The 13,822-nt window shown below is 31.2% G+C and carries 13 protein-coding genes; 10 read left to right on the top strand and 3 right to left on the bottom strand.

Features of this window, described 5'->3' with window-relative positions; translation table 11 throughout:
• Positions 1-37: 37 nt before the first annotated feature.
• The 4 genes from Q1A15_RS01610 (at position 38) to Q1A15_RS01595 (ending at position 4,791) form a co-directional block, all read left to right on the top strand.
• A complete protein-coding gene (locus tag Q1A15_RS01610) occupies positions 38-736 on the top strand; it encodes an NRDE family protein (RefSeq protein WP_299617700.1) in 699 nt (232 codons plus the stop codon).
• A gap of 315 nt (positions 737-1,051) precedes the next feature.
• Positions 1,052-1,720 carry a hypothetical protein gene (locus Q1A15_RS01605; RefSeq protein ID WP_299617698.1) on the top strand — a complete coding sequence of 223 codons (669 nt, stop codon included), beginning with the start codon at positions 1,052-1,054 and terminating at the stop codon, positions 1,718-1,720.
• The gene (locus Q1A15_RS01600; RefSeq protein WP_299617696.1) at positions 1,717-3,378 is read left to right on the top strand and encodes a hypothetical protein; all 1,662 of its coding nucleotides are present in this window, start codon (positions 1,717-1,719) and stop codon (positions 3,376-3,378) included. The genes Q1A15_RS01605 and Q1A15_RS01600 overlap by 4 nt, the downstream gene beginning before the upstream one ends.
• Positions 3,379-3,396: 18 nt before the next feature.
• Positions 3,397-4,791: a hypothetical protein gene (locus tag Q1A15_RS01595; RefSeq protein WP_299617694.1), complete on the top strand. Its 1,395-nt coding sequence runs from the start codon at positions 3,397-3,399 to the stop codon at positions 4,789-4,791.
• A gap of 37 nt (positions 4,792-4,828) precedes the next feature.
• On the opposite strand, the gene Q1A15_RS01590 is transcribed toward Q1A15_RS01595, so the two are convergent.
• Genes Q1A15_RS01590 through Q1A15_RS01580 form a run of 3 tightly spaced genes read right to left on the bottom strand, consistent with a single transcriptional unit; the run spans position 4,829 to position 7,583 of the window.
• Positions 4,829-5,929 (bottom strand): DUF3667 domain-containing protein, encoded by a 1,101-nt coding sequence (locus tag Q1A15_RS01590; protein WP_299617692.1) that lies wholly within the window; start codon positions 5,927-5,929, stop codon positions 4,829-4,831.
• Positions 5,930-6,316, bottom strand: coding sequence for a Co2+/Mg2+ efflux protein ApaG (apaG, locus tag Q1A15_RS01585; protein WP_299617690.1), 387 nt, complete (start codon positions 6,314-6,316; stop codon positions 5,930-5,932).
• Between the two features lie 46 nt (positions 6,317-6,362).
• The gene (locus Q1A15_RS01580; protein ID WP_299617688.1) at positions 6,363-7,583 is read right to left on the bottom strand and encodes a type IX secretion system plug protein domain-containing protein; all 1,221 of its coding nucleotides are present in this window, start codon (positions 7,581-7,583) and stop codon (positions 6,363-6,365) included.
• Between the two features lie 161 nt (positions 7,584-7,744).
• Here Q1A15_RS01580 and Q1A15_RS01575 point away from each other — a divergent pair, with 161 nt between their 5' ends.
• From Q1A15_RS01575 to nqrF, 6 genes are read left to right on the top strand one after another with little or no spacing between them, the layout of a single operon-like run.
• A complete protein-coding gene (locus Q1A15_RS01575; protein ID WP_299617686.1) occupies positions 7,745-9,091 on the top strand; it encodes a Na(+)-translocating NADH-quinone reductase subunit A in 1,347 nt (448 codons plus the stop codon).
• 4 nt (positions 9,092-9,095) lie between these two features.
• Positions 9,096-10,301: an NADH:ubiquinone reductase (Na(+)-transporting) subunit B gene (locus Q1A15_RS01570; protein ID WP_299617684.1), complete on the top strand. Its 1,206-nt coding sequence runs from the start codon at positions 9,096-9,098 to the stop codon at positions 10,299-10,301.
• A 2-nt stretch (positions 10,302-10,303) separates the two neighbouring features.
• Positions 10,304-11,044 carry a Na(+)-translocating NADH-quinone reductase subunit C gene (locus Q1A15_RS01565; RefSeq protein WP_299617682.1) on the top strand — a complete coding sequence of 247 codons (741 nt, stop codon included), beginning with the start codon at positions 10,304-10,306 and terminating at the stop codon, positions 11,042-11,044.
• A gap of 2 nt (positions 11,045-11,046) precedes the next feature.
• Positions 11,047-11,691, top strand: a complete 645-nt coding sequence (locus Q1A15_RS01560) for an NADH:ubiquinone reductase (Na(+)-transporting) subunit D (RefSeq protein WP_299617680.1) — start codon at positions 11,047-11,049, stop codon at positions 11,689-11,691.
• 26 nt (positions 11,692-11,717) lie between these two features.
• Positions 11,718-12,458 carry an NADH:ubiquinone reductase (Na(+)-transporting) subunit E gene (gene nqrE, locus Q1A15_RS01555; RefSeq protein WP_299617678.1) on the top strand — a complete coding sequence of 247 codons (741 nt, stop codon included), beginning with the start codon at positions 11,718-11,720 and terminating at the stop codon, positions 12,456-12,458.
• Positions 12,459-12,460: 2 nt separating this feature from the next.
• Positions 12,461-13,774 carry an NADH:ubiquinone reductase (Na(+)-transporting) subunit F gene (gene nqrF / locus Q1A15_RS01550; protein WP_299619763.1) on the top strand — a complete coding sequence of 438 codons (1,314 nt, stop codon included), beginning with the start codon at positions 12,461-12,463 and terminating at the stop codon, positions 13,772-13,774.
• The last annotated feature ends 48 nt before the right edge of the window (positions 13,775-13,822 follow it).

Here is a 13,822-nt window from a genome sequence, read left to right as displayed (position 1 = left end):
ACAAATAATAAATAAAGATTATTTAAAGGGAGAATAAATGTGTACAGTTACTTACTTGCCATTAGGGAATAATGATTTTATGTTAACCTCTAATAGAGATGAAGATCCAAAAAGAAAAACCATTGAGCCGAAGAAATATATAGAGGGAGGAGTTGAGTTATTTTACCCTAAGGATAGTTTAGCTGGCGGAACCTGGATTGGTTTAAGTGATAAAAATCGATTGGTTTGTTTACTTAACGGAGGCTTCGAAAATCATACGAAAAAAGCAAAGTACAGACACAGTAGGGGTATTATTGTAAAACAATTGTTAACTTCTGACGATGCGGTAAAATATGTTGAGGATTTAGATTTAACCGATATAGAGCCATTTACAATTGTTTTAGTTGACTGGAATAATTTGTTAACAGCTTACGAATTGGTTTGGAATGGTGAAGAAAAAGCCTTTAAAAAATTATCTCAAGAACCACATATTTGGTCAAGTTCAACATTGTATACTGAAGAAATGAAACAATTAAGAAGAGATTGGTTTTCTGATTGGTTGAACGAAAGAGAAAGATTTACACAAGAAAGTATTTTAGCTTTTCATTTAGATGACTCAAAAGATCCTGAAGTTTCTCCAAAAATGAAACGTTTTTTCGTTGAAACAGTTAGTGTTACTTCAGTTGTTAAAAAGGAAGAAAGTGTAACAATGGATTATCATGATCTTGTGACGGAAAAATCTGAAGAAAAAGTTTAGGTAGTTATGAGTTTTCTCCTAATCAGGGGTATATAGTTTTGAAAATAAAATTAATTTTTGCTTCGAAATTAGATATTAAGAGCGGGTTGAAAATTGCCTTTGCTCTTATTTTTGTTTTTAGTGGCAAGTTTTTTTCTACAAGAGAGGTTGATAAAAATTGCTTGTTTTTTGGGATTTATCAAGATTCAAAAGTTAGAAATGATAAAAAAAAGCTCTTTTCTAAAATAAAAAAGACAAAAACTGTAACAAATTGATAAAAATTGTTACTTGTAAGTTGATATTGCTACTTTTGCACCCTTGTAATTACAAAAGAATATGAAAAGAAAAATTAAAATAATTGCATTATTGCTCTCTTCTTTTTTATTGGTTAGTTGTTTTGAGTTTGTTGAAGAAGTATCTTTTAATGAAGATGGTTCGGGGAATGTTGTTTTAACACTAAACCTTAGTAAAAGCAAAACAAAGTTAGCTTCTATCATGCTTTTAGATAGCATAAATGGGTATAAGGTTCCTTCAAAAGAAAAAATCAGACAACAAGTTAACAAAGCGCTAGTTAAAGTTAAAAAGCTGAAAGGAGTAAGTAATGTGCAAAGTAATTTGAACTTTAAAGAGTTTATCGTAACAGTATCATTCGATTTTGATAATGTCGATGTGCTAAATACAGTAATTGCGAGCTTTAGTTCAAAGAAAGATGCTATGTCTATTAAAAAACACAAGCATTTTACATACAATAAGAATAAAAAGACGTTTACAAGAAGTCATCATTTCGATTTTTCAAAAGAAATTAAAAAAGCAAAAGAAAAAGATAAAGCTATCCTAAAAGATGCGAGTTACACGAGTATTTATCGTTTTAAATCACCTGTAAAAACATTTCAGAATAAACATTGCAGAATATCTAAAACAAAAAAAGCACTTATGTTAAGGGCTAGCATTCAGGATATAATCACTAACAATAAATCAATTAAAAATCACATAGAATTAGAATGAAGAGAATTACAACACTAGTATTGCTTTTAGTTGCAGTTATTTCTTTAAAAGCTCAAACTTTAGAAACTAGAATTCCTAAAAATGCAGATGTTGTCGTTTCGGCAAATACAGGAAATTTATTTGAATTATTATCAGTAAATGAACTTGATAGTAGTTTAATGGGAAAGAGTATATTGAAAAACTTAAACAGAAGAAGAGAAGATAAAATTCCATCGTTAGAAAAGGCTGGAATTAACATTAAGGCTAATGCATATTTTTTCTTAAAGGAAAATAACAACACTATATTTTTTAATGGGCTTTTTGAGCTTAATGATAAAGAAAAGTTCGAGTCTCATTTAGGTAAAAGAAACCTAAAGAAACTAAAAACTAACAACGGATTTTCTTATCTAGAAGAAAGAGAGAATATAATCATTTGGAATGAGCGTTTTTTCTTATTCACGCTTAAGAAAAATTCTGGAAAAAATCAGGATAATAAAGGTAGTGTAGAGGGGTTAAAAGATTATGCTTTTAATTTATTAGAAGGAAAAAGTGATGCAACATTAGCGTCTAATAGAAGCTTTCAAAAAGCTAAGAAAAAGAATTCTGTATTAACAATGTGGGTTCGTGATTATGGAAGTTTAATGTCTAAGTTTTTAGGAGCTATAAATGAAACAATGGGAAGTGGTTTTTCTGCTTTAACTTCTGGTTTAACAATAGCGAACAATAAAAACATGTACGGTATTGAAGAGGTTGCAGGGAACTTGTTCTTTGAAAAAGACAACATAAATCTTACTGTTGATATGACTGTAAGCTCTGGAGTGAAAAAGTCATTCAAAAAGATGTATAACAGAAAAATGAGTTCTAACATTTTAAAGAATTTTGATCATAATAAAATGTTAGGTTTTGCTAGTTTTTCAATGAATACAGAAGAAGTCTTATTACAATACCCAACTTTGATAAATGACTTGTATGGAGATTTTCTTCCTAATATGAAAGAAGAGATAAGTTTAATTACGGATTTATTTTCTTTAGTATTAGACGAAGAAGCGATAGGAGAATTAATTACTGGAAATGGTTTGTTTGTTTTAAATGATTTTTCAAAACAAAAGGTAAAGTTTGTTAAGTATGAATATGATGAAGATTATAATCGTAAAGAAGTAGAATCTTACAAAGATGAAATGGTTCCAGATTTTACAATAATGATAGGTTCTAAAAAAGAAAAATTATTGTCAAAAATTCTAGATCTAGGAGTTAAACATGGTTTGTTAACAAGTAACAAAGGTCTTTATGAGTTTAAAGATAAAAAATCTGAGTTACCATTTAAGTTACATATAGTAGTTAAAGATAATGTAATGAGCTTTACAACTTCTAAGACTAGAGCGCTTGGAATTCTTTCTTCAAGAATGGATTATGGAACTTCTAAGTTTAATAAATTAATTAAAAAAAGTAGCTTTTTAACTTACGTTAATATTCATGGAGTGATGGGAAAAGTGCCTGAAGGTATGTTAGGTAGAAGAATGCAAAAAACTTTCGACTTTGGATATGAAAATCTTAAAGATGGGTATTTAAACGTATCTAAAATGAAAGGAGATAAAATCTCAACTCAACTTAGAATTAATACAAGTACTACAGAGGAAAATACTCTGAAATTGTTGTTCAAGTTTATAAATGCTATGTAAGCTACTTAAACACATTGTATGATTAAAAAAATAAGTTATTTCATATTATTTTTGATTACCATTATATTAGTTGTGGGGTATTTTAGATATACCCCACAATTAGTTTATGCTAATAAAATTCCAGCATCTGCAGAAACTATTGTGTGTGTTAATATTCGTAGTGTCGAATATGATGTTGTAAAAGAATATATAAAACACCCATCGTTATATTTTCGTCCTAAAAAGAAACGATCAGTTAAACCGGTAGTAAAAAAGGTAGATACTGTAAAAGTTCAGAAACCAAGTAAGAAGAAAACTAAGAAAGTTGATTTTTACAAGACAATTTCGATACCACCACAAGCATTTTTTTATACAAACGATCAAAATTTTAAAGGAGCACTTGTTAGCAGTTCTTTTTCAATTGAAGACAAGGAGAAATTAGCTGCTTTTTTTAAGCAGAACGCATATGTTTCAACAAGTTTTGATAATATTAATGTGTATGAAAAGAAATCTCATTTCTTTGCTATATATGAGGATGAAATAATTTTAGCTTATAAATTTAATAATGTAAAGATTCCTGAATTAGTTAAGGAGGTGTTTATAAATACTCGTTATTTAAAGGAAGAAAATGAGTTAATTCAAGAGATTAAAAAGAAGAAAAACGATGTTACTTTAGTAAGTAGTAAAAAAGATTATTTAGCGATAAACATAGAACAAGGGAATTTAAATATTACAGGTTCTTTGAATGATCAATTTGATTTGTTTTTACCTCATACGTCTGAGTTGCCGGAAACTCTAGGTTTAGTAAATGTTTCAGCTAAAATAAACACCAAACTCTTAGTAGATAAAATAACTAGAATTCAAAAAGAAAAGTTTAAAAAACTAACAACTTTGTCAGTTGATTCCGTGTTGAATAAATGGAATGGTGCTTTTACATTCAACTTAGCTTCTTTTGAGAAAAGAACTGATACTATTGTTACTTATGAATATGATGACGATTTTAATAAAGTAGCAAAAACAACAATAGAAAAAACTACACTACCTGATTTTACGTTAAATATGACTACTGATTCTTTGGTGCATTATTTGAAAGAAAAAGAAGTGGTGAAAAAGGTAAATGAAGAAGAGGTGTTAACAATTATTCCTTTTTTTAAAGTGTTAACGGCTTATGAAGAAAATGGAGAATTATCGTTTTATACGAATGTAAGGAGGTCGAATAATTTACAAGAAGGAAAGAAATTGTTTTTTTCTTTTAATGTTGAACGTTATTTGAAAGAAAGTGAAGGTGCTTATGCTTTCGATAACAAATATGTTGCTCTAGTAAAAAGTGTAGCATCTACTTTAGATTCAAATAATAAATTTGAATTTACGATTCAATTAAAAGAGCCATCACAAAACTTTATAGTACAAATTTTTACCGCATCTCGATCATGAGATGTTAAAAGTAAACGCTATTGATCAATACTTATCGTTAGTTTAAAATAAAAATAATCACAGTAAGTACAGATATTCCCAATGTAGAAAGCATAAAGAATGAAATGTTAGCTAAGATGTATTTTACAGTAGTTTTAAAGAATCCTTGCTTGTAAAAACGTTTCATGGCAATAAATAAATATACCATGAAAAATAACAGTAATACAGTCATTATAGTAGATCCATTTGCTTCTATTTTATTATGCCATATTATCTCAAATATTACGTAAAAAGAGAATATTAAAAAGAAAACTGTTTGTGTGTGAAATATGAATATCAAATGTTCCACATAAGTGTATTTTCTTCTGATGTAAATAAACTTAAAGAACAGGGCAAAAATTGGTAGCAAAATAAAAAGAGCTACGGATATTTTAGAAACAATGTTATTTAAAAAGCTTTTAACACCAGTTCCGGAAACTATTGAAGCAAAAGTTTTTGCTTTCGAATATTTTAGTCTGTTTGTAAAGTTTTTTTCAATTCCTAAACTGTCTAAGGCCTTATCTGTAGAGATATCAGGGTTTCTTATGTTAAACTTTATCAGGCTATCAAAATCACTTGGATCTTTAAGAGAATCTAATTTTTGATTTTTACTTGCTTTCGCACCATCTTCTATACCTTTTTTTATACTATCTTCAAGGTTGTTAACTCCAACGTTAAATAAACCGCTATTATCTTTTAAAGAAATTTGCTTTTTTATAGAATCAGAAGTTTGTTCAAAAATACTTTCTTCTTTGGTTTCTGTTGACGATAAAACGCGATATTCTTTAATCGTGTTGTTTAATCCGATAAGTAGAAAGAATAAAACAGAAGTTGTTAAATAAAAACGAAAAGGGTTACTGTATGTAGATCTTTTTCCGTTGATATAATCTTTAGAAACTTTTCCTGGTTTAAAAAGTAGAGGAAGAAGTGTTTTCCAAAATTTTGCATCCCAAGAGAAAAATCCAGCAAAAACTTCTCTTACAAAGCTTTTAAATGTAATTCGTTTTCCTTTGTTTTTTTGTCCGCAATTCGGACAAAATATTTCATCTCCTCTAAATTGAAATCCACAATTTAAACAGTTGGTATCTTTGGTTACGGCTGGTAGATTATTTTTCGCCATTTAATTAAGCGTAGGTGTAGTTGTTAGTTGAAAAGTTGGTATGTTAACTAAAAACTCTTCACGAGTTTCAGTGTTTCTCATTTTATATTTTCCAGTCATTGCACCAATAGAAGAAAGTAGAAAACAATTAGATCTGTAATTATATTCTTCATTAGGTTTTATGATTGGAGTTTGACCTACGACGCCTTCTCCTTCAACATATTCAGTTTCATTTAAAGCATCTAAAATAGTCCAAAAACGCTCTAATAATTGTACTGTTTCTTGAGAATTATTTTTTATCGTAACAAAATAACTAAAGGCGTAGTGCTGCATATAGCCTCTGTAAATAGTGCCATTGAAAGTTGTTTTAACTGATATTTTAATTCCCTTCGTAATCTGTTGAAACATATATTAAATATAACGCTTTTTATTTAGAATAACAATTTCGCGCAAATTACCTGTTTTGATCGAAGTATCCTAATCCGACTCCAACAACTCTGTCGAATAATGCTCCAAATGGTCTGTAATATATAATAGCGTTATAAACATTTTCAGTTTGAAAGAAAGACCCATTTATTTCTGTAGTATCAATTTTTGAGTTTTCATCTACAGTAACATACGTGTAGTTATAAAAACCTTGTTTTAATAAAATAGTTGTTTCATAAACACCGTCTTCATTATTGTAGGTCATTTTATTTTCCTCTTCTAACTGAAAGTCATTAAAAGCACCATAAACGTAGACGTCTTTACTGTTATAAGGTTCGTACGCTTCAAGAGAAAAATGCATTACAGCGTAATCAGCTTCTGAAGCTTCGTCTTCTGCATCTAAAGTTCTGATAGTAAATTGACCATTAATATCTGGGTAATAGGTGTAAGGTTTATTGTTTCTTTCAGAATTTGTGTAGAGATAATTATGAAAACGATCTAGGCGAGCAGTTTTAGCAATATTTACGTTTGTACTACGGATGTATTTATTGTCAAAGTTAAAGTATTCATTACCTCCCCAAAAATTTGTTTTTAAGGTATGATTGTAAATCAATTGATTGCTTCTGATAAATAGTGGAGAAATATCTGTTACAGCAGTGTCCCAAATGTTATTTTGTAATAATTGAACTTTTATTTCCTGGCTGGGATTATTAATAAATAAGTTTTCATGATTCACAATAAACTGTACAGTTTGTTGTGTGTCTACAGTTTCTATATTTCGACTTCTAATTACATTAACCCCAACAGTCGTAATATCTTCATAAAGAATAAAACGTCTGGTAAATACAACTTCATCATCATCATTTAAAACAGAAAGTAAATAGTTTCCGCTTTGTGTGATTCTTGTATTCTGATTTGGAATTTTAATACGGTAATGTGTGTAATTCTGAAGTGTGTTAAAAGAGTTGGTTACATCTATGATGTAGTTCTGCTCAAAACCATTTATATATTGATTGGACTGCAAATTACTGGGTTGCCAATCGTAAGTCATATGTTCAATTTTATACTGATAGTCTTTATTATCGGCTTCTAAATCATCAAAAGATAGTTCAAAAACAGAGCCTAATCGAGCAATTGGAGCAGGGTTTTTATTTCCCAAAGGTCTAAATTGAATTGTTTTGATGTTTTGTCCAATTGTTTGTAGTTGGAACGTAATGGTTAAAAGAAAAAATAAATAGAAGTTCTTCATGTATGCAAAAATATCAAATTGTAAGCCAAAGCGCAATATTTTATTTAGAACAGATATAAATAAGACTGTGATTGTAAGATATAGTGATGATTCACTACTTGGTCGATTTTAAAATAATTAAATTTGCGTGTTTTTTAAGAAAATCAAATACATTAGTTACTATGTCAAAAGACATCCGTATAAAAAAAGGGCTTGATATAAAGCTCGTTGGCGAAGCAAAGCAGGTAACTACCGAACTTCCATTAGGTAGTGTTTTTGCTGTAAAGCCAGATGATTTTCACGGCGTTATCCCTAAAATTTTAGCAAAAGAAGGAGCTGAAGTAAAGGCAGGTGAGGCACTTTTTTACGATAAAAGTGACGAGCGTATTTTATTTCCAAGTCCTGTAAGTGGTAAAGTAACGGAGATTGTTCGTGGAGCTCGTAGAAAAGTTTTAGAGATAAAAATTACAACTAACGGAACGCAAGATCATAAAGACTTTGGTAAGGTAGATGTAGATGCAATGTCTGGTGAAGAGATTAAAAATCACCTATTTGCTTCTGGATGCTGGCCTTTTATCAAACAGCGTCCGTACGATGTTGTTGCTAATCCAAATCAAGCACCAAAAGCAATCTTTGTATCAGGGTATAACAGTGCGCCTTTAGCTGCAGATTACGATTATGTTTTAGAAGGTAAAGAAGCAGAATTAAACGCTGCTTTAACTGCATTAACAAAATTAACTGAAGGTAAAGTTCACGTTTCTGTTGGTTCTGCTAAATCACCTCTAGCGTCTGCTAAAGGAGTAGAATTACACAATGTAAAAGGACCACACCCAGTAGGAAATGTAAGTACTCAAATTGCACAAGTTAATCCAATTAACAAAGGTGAAGTTGTATGGGTAGTTACTCCACAAGATTTAGTTGTAATTGGTGAATTACTTTTAACAGGTAAATTAAATATTACAAGAAAAGTTGCATTAACAGGTTCTAAAATAAACGAACCTCAGTATGTTTCTGTGGTTGCTGGAGCCCAAATTTCTGATGTAGTAAAAGGAAACTTAAATAACGATAATACTAGAGTTATTAGTGGTAACGTTTTATCTGGTTTACAAGTTAGTGAAGATGGGTTTTTAGGTTTTTATGATAACCAAGTTACTGCTATTCCTGAAGGAGATGACTATGAGTTCTTCGGTTGGAATAAACCAGTATTTAACAAAATATCTACTTCAAGAGCATTAACTTTTTCTTGGTTAAGCCCAAATAAAAAGTATGATTTAAATACAAATACTAACGGAGAACACAGAGCATTCGTAGTTACTGGTGCTTTTGAAGAGGTTTTCCCATTAGATATTTATCCGATGCAATTATTAAAAGCTTGTATGTATAAAGACCTTGATGAAATGGAAGGTTTAGGAGCTTATGAAGTTGCACCAGAAGATTTTGCTTTAACAGAATTTATTTGTGTATCAAAACAACCACATCAAAAGATTATTCGTGAAGGATTAGACTTGATGATGAAAGAATTAGGATAAGATTATGAGCTTAAAACAAAATTTACATAATTTAAAAGAAAAGTATAAAGGAAAGAAAATAGCTCCGCTATTTAACGGATTTCATACTTTTTTATACTTGCCAAATGAGACTACTCATGGAGGAACTCATATTAAGGCAGCTGATGATTTAAAACGTACAATGAATACTGTAATCATGGCTTTAATTCCATGTTTATTATTCGGTATGTTTAATGCAGGTTACCAACATCACCTAGCTACTGGTGAGGTAGAAAAAATTACAGGTTTTTTTAGTGGTAGCTTTTGGAACTTATCAAACTTATGGGTTGGAGCAATTAAGGTATTACCACTTGTAATTGTATCTTATGTAGTAGGTTTAGCAATTGAATTCGTTTTCTGTATTATTAAAGGACACGAAATTGAAGAAGGATACTTAGTAACAGGAATGTTAGTTCCGTTAATTGTACCAGTAGATTTACCATTATGGATGCTTGCTGTAGCAGTTGCTTTTGGTGTTGTTATTGGTAAAGAAGTATTTGGAGGAACTGGAATGAACATCTTAAATCCAGCGTTAACTATTCGTGCTTTCTTATTCTTCGCTTATCCAACTTGGATGTCTGGAGATAAAGTATGGGTTCACGATGCTGTAAATAGAGCAGGTTCTGCTGATGCTATTTCTGGAGAAACTATTTTAGGTAGTTATGCACAAAACCAAGAAGTAGCATATTCAATGTTCGAAAAATTCTTCGGATTTATTCCTGGTTCTGTTGGTGAAACTTCTACATTCTTAATCTTATTAGGAGCTGCATTTTTAATCTTTACCAAGATTGGTAGCTGGAGAATTATCGTTTCTACATTTGTAGGAGCAGCAGTAATGGGATTAATTTTTAATGCAATTGCAAGTAATGGAATTATTCCGGATACAAGTAAGTTTTACGGACTAATGAGTGCTTCTTGGTATGATCATTTAATGATCGGAGGTTTAGCATTTGGTGCTGTATATATGGCAACAGATCCAGTAACGGCTTCACAAACAAATAAAGGAAAGTGGATTTATGGTTTCTTAATTGGATTTATTTCGATTATGATTCGTGTATTTAATCCAGCTTACCCAGAAGGAGTATTCTTAGCGATTTTATTAATGAACGTATTTGCTCCAACAATTGATCATTACGTAGTACAAGGTAATGTAAAGAAGAGATTAAAACGTGCTAAAGTTAAAACTGCTTAATTATGAGTAACAAGACAGATAGTAATTCATATACAGTACTATTCGCCATCGGAATGGTGTTAGTAGTAGGTGCGTTGTTAGCTTTTACAGCGTCATCGTTGCGTCCAATGATTTCAGCAAATCAAAAAATTGAGAAGCAACAAAACATCTTATACGCAATGGGTATAAATGAAAACGAAGGTAGTAGTTTTGCATTTGTATCAAAAGATAAAGTAGAAGGAGAGTTTGGAAAATACATCAAAAAACAGCTAGTTATTGAGAATAACGTTCCGGCTGAAGATGATAAGGCATACTTAATTGATATCAAGAAGCAACAAACTTTAGCTAAAGATGGTAAAGCAAGAAAATTACCATTATTTGTTGGAGAGAAAGATGGTAAAACATTTTACATCGCTCCAATTAGAGGTAAAGGACTTTGGGATGCAATTTGGGGTTATATCGCAATGGACAAAAATATGGTTGTCCAAGGTGTATTTTTTGATCACAAAGGTGAAACACCAGGTTTAGGAGCTAATATCAAGCAACGTTATTTTATGGATGACTTCACAGGTGAAGATTTAATGAGTAACGGACAATTCAAAGGAATTGCAGTTTCTAAATCAAATAACGATCCAAAGAACGAAGATAAAACAGATAATGAGGTAGACGCAATAGCGGGAGCTACAATTACTGGAGACGGTGTTGCTGCAATGATCAAATCTGAGTTGAAATTGTACGTACCTTACTTTAAAACATTAAAATAATTATGGGACTTTTATCAAAGAAAGACGCAAAACTAATCACTGATCCGTTAGCGGATAATAACCCGATTACAATTCAGGTATTAGGTATTTGTTCTGCTTTAGCAATTACAGCAGAATTACAAGCTTCAATAGTAATGTCTATTTCTGTATTATTTGTATTAGGAGTAGGTAACGTGGTAATCTCATTAATGAGAAATATTATACCATCAAAAATTAGAATTATTGTACAGTTAATCGTAGTTGCTGCATTAGTAATTATTGTAGATCAAGTACTAAAGGCTTTTGCTTATGAATTAAGTAAAACGCTATCAGTATTTGTTGGATTAATTATAACAAACTGTATTATTATGGGGCGTTTTGAAGCTTTTGCTTTAGGAAACGGACCATGGAGATCATTCTTAGATGGTATTGGTAATGCTTTAGGATATGCAGTAATCTTAGTTACTGTAGGATTCTTCAGAGAATTATTAGGTTCTGGAACTTTATTAGGATTCAAAGTTTTAGGTGATCCAATTGAAAAAACTGGTTTATATGCTATCGGTTACGAGAATAACGGTTTTATGTTATTATCGCCAATGGCTTTAATCGTAGTTGGAATCATTATTTGGGTGCAACGTAGTAGAAATAAAGCATTAATCGAAGATTAGTCTAACTCATATTAAAAGAAAAAATTATGTTAGAGTACATAGAATTATTTTTTAAGTCGATATTTATAGATAACATGGTATTTGCTACGTTCTTAGGAATGTGTTCATACTTAGCAATATCTAAGAAAGTATCTACTTCTGTAGGTATGGGAGCGGCAGTTATTTTCGTATTAGCTGTAACAGTTCCTGTAAACTGGTTATTAGATCAATACTTATTACAGCCAGGAGCTTTATCTTGGTTAGGTGAAGAATATGCAGGTTACGATTTAAGTTTCTTATCATTTATTATGTTTATCGCTACGATTGCAACTATGGTACAATTAGTAGAGATTATTGTTGAGAAATTTGCACCAGCATTATATAACTCTTTAGGTATTTTCTTACCATTAATAGCGGTAAACTGTGCGATTTTAGGAGGTTCTTTATTTATGCAGTCTCGTGAGATTCCAACTTTAGGATTATCATTTGTTTACGGAATTGGTTCAGGAATCGGTTGGTTCTTAGCTATTTTAGCAATCGCTGCTATCCGTGAGAAAATTAGATATTCTCAAGTTCCAGGTCCATTAAGAGGATTAGGAATTACATTTATAATCACTGGTTTAATGGCTATCGGATTCATGAGTTTTGGTGGGATGTTAACTGGTGGAGACGATGCACCTAAGAAAGAAGGAGCTACTACTAAAGCAGAAGTGAAGGTAGAGGTTAAAGAGGATGTAGATAAGAAAGCTGAAAAATTAGCAAATAACACTAAAGAAATTACAAAGTAATGATGTTTTTAGAAGTAAGTACAGGAGGAACAGTTGCAATAACCGTAGTCGCTTTTTTAGCAGTTACTTTGTTATTGGTAGCACTGTTATTATTTGTAAAGCAAAAGTTAGCACCGTCTGGTCCAGTTAAAATTACGATCAATGGTGAAAAAACTATCGAAGTACCATCAGGTGGAACGTTATTATCTACATTAGGTAATCAAAAGATTTTCTTACCATCAGCATGTGGTGGAGGTGGTTCTTGTGTTCAGTGTGAGTGTCACGTAAACTCTGGTGGAGGTGAAGCTTTACCAACAGAAACACCTCACTTTACAAGAAAAGAATTACAACACGGTATCCGTTTAGCTTGTCAGGTTAAAGTAAAACAAGATATGGATATCTCTATTCCAGAAGAAATTTTTGGAATTAAGAAATGGGAAGCAGTTGTTGTAAGAAATTATAACGTAGCAACTTTTATTAAAGAATTTGTAGTTGAAATTCCTGAAGAAATGGACTACAAAGCTGGTGGATATATTCAGATAGAAATACCTCAATGTGAAGTGAAGTATGAAGGTATGGATATTACTGCTCACCCAGATGATCATCCAGGTGAACCAGATAAGTTTAAAGCAGATTGGGATAAGTTTGGATTATGGCCATTAGTAATGAAGAATGATGAAATTGTAGAAAGAGCTTATTCTATGGCTTCTTACCCAGCAGAAGGAAGAGAAATCATGTTAAATGTACGTATTGCAACTCCGCCATGGGATAGAGCTAAAAATGCATGGATGGATGTAAATCCAGGAGTAGCATCTTCTTATATCTTTAACCAAAAGCCAGGTGATAAAGTAACAATTTCAGGACCTTATGGAGAATTCTTCATTAACGAATCAGACGCTGAAATGTTATATGTAGGTGGTGGAGCTGGAATGGCGCCTATGCGTTCACATATTTATCACTTATTTAGAACATTAAAAACTGGTAGAAAAGTAACGTATTGGTACGGAGGTCGTTCTAAAGCTGAATTATTCTACATTCACTACTTTAGAGCATTAGAAAAAGATTTTCCAAACTTTAAGTTCTATTTAGCGTTATCAGAGCCATTAGAACAAGATAACTGGAAGGTTAAAACAGATATTAATGATGAATCAGGAGACGGATTTGTTGGTTTTATTCACCAAGTTGTAATAGACCAATATTTATCTAAACATGATAGTCCTGAAGATTTAGAATTATATTTCTGTGGACCACCATTAATGAACAAAGCAGTACAAAAAATGGGTGAAGATTTTGGTCTTGATGACGAGAACATCCGTTTTGATGACTTCGGAGGATAACAAAAATTCAACGATAAAAATAAAAGCCAGCAATTTTGCTGGTTTTTT

The sequence above is a fragment of the uncultured Tenacibaculum sp. genome, assembly GCF_947495995.1.
GTDB lineage: Bacteria > Bacteroidota > Bacteroidia > Flavobacteriales > Flavobacteriaceae > Polaribacter.
This window is presented reverse-complemented; position numbering and strand designations above follow the sequence as displayed.